The organism is Psychrobacter sp., from assembly GCF_030454045.1.
Lineage (GTDB): Bacteria > Pseudomonadota > Gammaproteobacteria > Pseudomonadales > Moraxellaceae > Psychrobacter.
Window position 1 is genome coordinate 65,211 of sequence record NZ_JAKDJE010000006.1, and the last position, 6,008, is coordinate 71,218.

The window sequence follows — 6,008 nt, forward strand, 5'->3', positions numbered from 1 at the left end:
ATCTCCACTTTACAATTGTAGTAATGAGCAAGCTATTATTAGCTGGCGCCCATATTGGTATCGTCACAAATCCTCAAAGATATAATGTGTAACTGGCTACCGAGATTAGTCAGAAACAAGTGTGGCGAAGTTTTATTACAGTAAGATGAAAAAACCATGACTTACATAACCAGCATCAAAAAAAGTAACTGCCATGTAAACGTTGGTCTTTATCCTTCTGCTGCGTAACATCCGTTACCAAACTCATACTTCGAGTACAAGCATAACAACTTTGACATAATTTGCAACATGTTTTTTTGCTTTTTCGATACCCCAGTATCAAATAACAAGTCACCTATAAAATCCAGATAGCTACAAAAAAAAGCGATATCTACTCAAGCAGATAGCGCTTTTTTTGATTAATATCATTACTTATAGTATTAAAATTTTTTAATAAAGATAAAATAATTGCCCAAGAAATAGCGCTACCCATTGATAAATAAATAGCGCTTATGAAGAATCGATCGGCGTATTTATGACATATTTAGCGTCACAAACGAGCAAGATTAGATACTACACCTTAGGCTTCAGCATACGCTAAAATACCCATTGCTAAGCTGGCTTCTCTAAGCATTGGCTTTTAGATCGAGTCGTGCTTGATGCAACAATGGTTCAGTATAGCCGCTAGGTTGCGCGCGTCCTTTAAAGACCAAATCACAGGCAGCTTTAAAAGCGTAAGAGTTATCAAAGTTATCTGCCATTGGCTGGTAATCACTATCGCCTGCATTTTGCTCGTCGACGACTTTTGCCATACGTTTCATTGTGTCCATCACTTGCTGCTCGCTTACCACATCATGATGTAACCAGTTGGCAATGTGTTGGCTTGAGATACGCAAAGTGGCGCGATCTTCCATCAAGCCCACATCATTAATATCAGGAACTTTGGAGCAGCCAACCCCTTGATTCACCCAGCGTACCACATACCCTAAAATACCTTGAGCGTTGTTCTCAAGCTCTTGCTGCTTCTCTTCTTCTGTCCAATTGGTATCTTTTGCTAAAGGGATGGTTAAAATATCGTCCAAACTCGCACGTTCGCGTGATTTTAGGGTGTCTTGCACATCGGCCACGTTGACTTGATGATAGTGTATGCTATGCAATGTAGCACCTGTTGGTGAGGGCACCCAAGCCGTACTGGCACCAGATTTCGGATGAGCGGCTTTTGTATCCATCATCTCTTTCATCTCATCAGGTTTTGCCCACATACCTTTACCAATCTGAGCATGACCTTGCAGACCAGTCTCTAGACCGATATCAACGTTCCACTGCTCATACGCAGGTAGCCATGCTTGCGATTTCATTTCACCTTTTGGCACGAACGGACCGGCATTCATGCTGGTATGCATCTCATCACCCGTACGATCTAAGAAACCTGTATTAATGAAGATAACACGCTCTTTTGCTTGGCGAATCGCTTCTTTCAGATTGACTGTGGTACGGCGCTCTTCATCCATAATACCGATTTTGATTGTATTACGCGCTAACCCCAATAAGTCCTCTGAGGCGTTGAACAAATCATTGGCCATCTTGACCTCTTCAGGGCCATGCATTTTTGGTTTGACGATGTACATAGAGCCTTGGCGTGAGTTTGATAGCGCGTTCTTGCCTTTAATATCATTCAACGTCAGTAATGGCGTAATTAAGCCATCCATTAAGCCCTCAAAGATTTGCTCTTGACCATCGCCTAAATCAACCAAAATTGCAGGGTTCTGCATGAGATGGCCAACATTACGAATCAAGAGTAGCGAACGACCAGGTAAAATCAGCTTACCGCCATCAGGTGTATTATATTCACGATCTGGGTTTTGTTTGCGAGTACGGGTTTTGCCACCTTTTTCAAAGGTCTCTTGTAGATCGCTATTCATCAAGCCAAGCCAATTGCGGTAGACTTCAACTTTTTCTTCTGCATCTACGGCAGCTACTGAGTCTTCACCATCTTGAATCGCTGTCATAGCTGACTCAAGCAAGACATCTTTGATATTTGCTGGATCGTCTTTGCCAACTGGATGATCGGCATCTATTTGAATCTCAGCATGTAGTCCGTTATTTTTTAATAAAATACCTGTTGGCGACTCCGTATTACCAACAAAACCAACGAACTTACTGGGGTCTTTTAACTGCGTACTGCTATCGCCTTGTACCACTTCAAGGTTGCCATCGACAATTTTAAATCCTGTCACATCATTGTATGAACCTGATGTAAGCGCAAAATGCTCATCTAAAAAAGCTTTGGCATAAGCCACAACCGCAGCACCGCGAGTAGGGTTATAGCTACCACTTGCCTCCTGCCCATTCTCATCACTGATGACATCCGTACCATATAAGGCATCATATAGACTGCCCCAACGTGCATTAGTCGCATTTAATGCATAACGAGCATTGCGTACTGGCACCACCAGCTGCGGCCCTGCAATATGCGCAATCTCTTCATCAACGTTTGCTGTGCTAACAGCAAAATCATCACCTTCTGGCAACAGATAACCAATTTCCTTCAAAAACGCTTTATAAGCTGGATAATCTATTTCGCCATTTTTTGCAGGATGTTGTAGGTGCCACTCATCAATCTGTGCTTGTATCTTATCTCGCGTTGCAAGCAATGCCTTATTACGTGGCGTGAATTCTTTAATAACCTTTTCAAAACCTGACCAATAATTGTCTGAATCAACACCAACTTTCGGTAGCACCTCATTTTCAATAAAATCATATAACTGTTGGTCAATGGCGAGAATGCCTTTTTGAACGCGATTGGTGTTAGAAGACTGGCCCATGTTGTTATCCTTATCTACTTGTGAGGTATATTAATATTAACTTGCTATAACTATTATTCAACGTTAATTTTAAATTAACAATTATTCATAACTAAAAGTATAATTGGCATTTATGGCAATATACAATATCTAATACTACCAATATCTAATACTATTAAGTCGCACTTGACTGAAAACTCTCTCAACATCGTAGCAAAAATTCTCGAGTATTTTCAAAGGACTTTATCCATCGTTTGTTTTGATACGGAAAGTGTAATTGGTATACTGTTTCATATTTCCTATCGAGTATCCGTCAATAATAGAATACAGCTTACAAAGCGCAAAATGTCATCCTACTATCAAATAATGAAATAAACAAGGCAGAACCATTTATTAAATAAATGTTTAGGTTGTACTATAATGATACCGTACAGCGGGTAAGCTTTAGAGACGATAGATTTTGATTGGACACAAATGAATGCTCAGTCAAAGCGACCTTGTAATGACCTATAGTGTCAAAAAAACATGACCATATAATCGTATTAGACTATTATTCAGCATATTTATTCAGAACCCATCAACGCTAGCCAATTATGGTAAAAACAACGGTAGTTTGGCTATCAGTGATTTGACTCTTTACACTCTCATTTATGACAAAGCCCCTTTAGACTATGACGATAAATCAGCCACAAACCTTGACTTCCAATCCATCAGCGGATACTACTTACCATGACAGTCTCCAAAAAGACGCTGCCTCCCCACAGGAGCATCTCACCGAGGACAATGATATGGCAGACGATAGCGTCGATATCACTCACCTGCGCACACCTATAAAGGTAGACCTATCCCCTATTTATCATTTTTTGGGTGCGCGCACGACGCAGGCGTGGGTCGATACGGCTATAGAGAACCTACCACTTATCATTCAGGATCATGCTAATTGCGAAAAAAAAGCCGCAGGCACTGCGATGAATTTGATATTTCGGTATGAGTTCTCTTATGATTTGCAACGTAAATTGGCACAGCTCATACGTGAGGAGATGCTACATTACGAACAGGTACTTGGCATCATGAATGAGCGCGGCCAGGACTGGAAGTATTTGAGTGCAGGTCGCTATGCCAAGGGCATGTTGAAACATAAACGTACTTATGAGCCAGCAGCGATGGTCGATGTACTGATCATTGGGGCGTTCATTGAAGCGCGCTCTTGTGAGCGTTTTGCAGCGTTGGCGGAAGTCATTGATGATGCGCGTTTAGCAAAATACTATCGCTATCTACTAAAGTCAGAGAGCCGCCATTTTGAGGACTATCTGGCGCTTGCCCAATCATTGTCAGATGACGATATCGATGAGCGTGTCGCGTTTTTTAAAGAGGTAGAAGCTGAGTTGATAGACAGTCCTGATGCGGAGTTGCGTTTTCATAGTGGTACGCCTGCTTAATAGACAGATATCATTCGTTTGTACTTTGAAATCTATAGGTTATAGACACAAAAAAGGCACTACCATTGTTCGAATATAACCCGAACAACGGTAATGCCTCTTTATTTATGCTGATTATTTTCTGACGATCAGCGTTACTTTTATCGATCAGAGATACTTATATATAAATAGTATTACTTATCATTTTCCATTAAAGAGCTGTCGTACTGCTTGTCACTTTTTGCAACATGATGCGGATCATGATCACCTGCCGCTTCATCTGCCGCTGCTGGATTTACCTTTTGTAATGCATCGTCTGGTACGATACCGTTGTTGTCATCTGCATCTTTTAGGCTATATTCATCAGTGACATGTTCATCTTGTGGCTTATCCATTGGTATCCCCTATTGTTCTTGTTTTCTGCTTTACGAAATATCGCCTAAGACAGTGAAAGCAAGAAATGATAATTTACAAGAAATGATAATTTGGTGGTGTTCTAAAAAGTATGCTGGCGATAAAAGTCAATAAAAGATCTATGCTAAGTTATCTGATTCTATAGGGCTTTCAAGGCTTCAAAAATTGTTCAAATTTTAATCAGCATACTTTTTAACACACCACCGATAATTTAATAGCGACTATTTTTTGCCCTATATCTTTCGATCTATTGAATCTGTCTTTCAATAAATTCAATCTTTGTCATCAGGGTTCAAAGTGCGTGTTTGAGCATTATCAATATTGGCGTAACGATTCATACTGTTGATCTTTTCGCTATCTGGCGCTTCGCTTTTGACAGTGCTGTCATTGATATTATCATCAAAGCCATTACCTGGTTGATCGCGGCGGTCGGGCTGTCGAGCAGGATTGTCATCATCATTGACGTGCTCAGACTCTACTACACCCTCTTTAAAAGTGTCGGTACCTTTATTTTCATTGACGTTTTCTTCGAGCTCCTCATGGTTTTTCACCGTTTGAGCACTAGCACTGTCTAACGTTTCATGCGTGTTCGTTTCTGCGATTCGAGTTTTACTTAAAGCAGGATCTCTGGTTTCCATTGTTTTGTCCTCATTATAATTATTGTTTGTATGGATAACATATTGTGCTTATCAGTTGTTAGTCGTCTCGACTCAGATCATGAGCATTTAGATCCGATACGTTTTTGCCACCAGCAGGTAGATTTTCTTCTTTTCGCGGATCAGCATATATCTCATCAGTTTCTTGTGAGTCTTGTTCAGGGCCATCTATCTTCGGCTCATACTTACGGCCTTCGTAGCTGCCTTGAGGATTTTCTTGCGTCGTAACGGCTGGATCCTCTACAAGGAATTTTTCTTCAGTGTTGTTTTTTTCTGGCATGGTCATGGCGTCTCCCTCGCATTATTTATTATCGTTATCTGATTAGTGCTTTGGACGGATGCTGCAAACACACTCTTATTTGTCAGTGCGTAGATCATCCTCAATGAACGCTGTTTGCTCTTCTTCACTTAGTGATTCAGGCGCATCGACTTTTTTGTTGTCTTCTAGATTTTTCTCAATCTCTTGACCGTTTGCTTGCTCTGCTGCTTTTTTGATGTCTGAGGTATCATTGTTCGTCGTACTCATGATGTATTTCCTATTTTTATTGTTGACTGAATTTAGAGTTTCTACGGTGCGGCATCATTATGTACTCAGCCACTTTTAGTCAGTTGCTTTTGTTCAGTTACTTTTAGATAGATGAGTGATGAGTTTTTTGATAAAAATAATAAACTGCACCAGAATTGATATTAGGGCGTGTTGAACATTCGCAAATAGGCACTGCTGATCGCTAAAATTG

Annotated in this window: 6 protein-coding genes; 1 reads left to right on the forward strand and 5 read right to left on the reverse strand. The window is 40.5% G+C overall.

Going from position 1 to position 6,008, the window contains the following annotated elements; translation table 11 throughout:
• Positions 1 to 605: 605 nt before the first annotated feature.
• Positions 606 to 2,804 (reverse strand): malate synthase G, encoded by a 2,199-nt coding sequence (locus tag L0G63_RS02230; protein WP_301449208.1) that lies wholly within the window; start codon positions 2,802 to 2,804, stop codon positions 606 to 608.
• Positions 2,805 to 3,571: 767 nt separating this feature from the next.
• Between L0G63_RS02230 and L0G63_RS02235 the strand changes: the two genes are divergently transcribed.
• Positions 3,572 to 4,222 carry a tRNA-(ms[2]io[6]A)-hydroxylase gene (locus L0G63_RS02235; RefSeq protein WP_301449212.1) on the forward strand — a complete coding sequence of 217 codons (651 nt, stop codon included), beginning with the start codon at positions 3,572 to 3,574 and terminating at the stop codon, positions 4,220 to 4,222.
• 173 nt (positions 4,223 to 4,395) lie between these two features.
• Here the strand turns inward: L0G63_RS02235 and L0G63_RS02240 are convergent, their stop codons facing one another.
• From L0G63_RS02240 to L0G63_RS02255, 4 genes are all read right to left on the reverse strand, one after another.
• On the reverse strand, positions 4,396 to 4,596 hold the full coding sequence (locus tag L0G63_RS02240) for a hypothetical protein (protein WP_301449209.1): 201 nt from the start codon (positions 4,594 to 4,596) through the stop codon (positions 4,396 to 4,398).
• 291 nt (positions 4,597 to 4,887) lie between these two features.
• Positions 4,888 to 5,253 (reverse strand): hypothetical protein, encoded by a 366-nt coding sequence (locus L0G63_RS02245; protein WP_301449210.1) that lies wholly within the window; start codon positions 5,251 to 5,253, stop codon positions 4,888 to 4,890.
• Between the two features lie 58 nt (positions 5,254 to 5,311).
• On the reverse strand, positions 5,312 to 5,557 hold the full coding sequence (locus L0G63_RS02250) for a hypothetical protein (protein WP_301449211.1): 246 nt from the start codon (positions 5,555 to 5,557) through the stop codon (positions 5,312 to 5,314).
• A gap of 69 nt (positions 5,558 to 5,626) precedes the next feature.
• Positions 5,627 to 5,797 carry a hypothetical protein gene (locus L0G63_RS02255; protein ID WP_167337591.1) on the reverse strand — a complete coding sequence of 57 codons (171 nt, stop codon included), beginning with the start codon at positions 5,795 to 5,797 and terminating at the stop codon, positions 5,627 to 5,629.
• Positions 5,798 to 6,008: the final 211 nt, after the last annotated feature.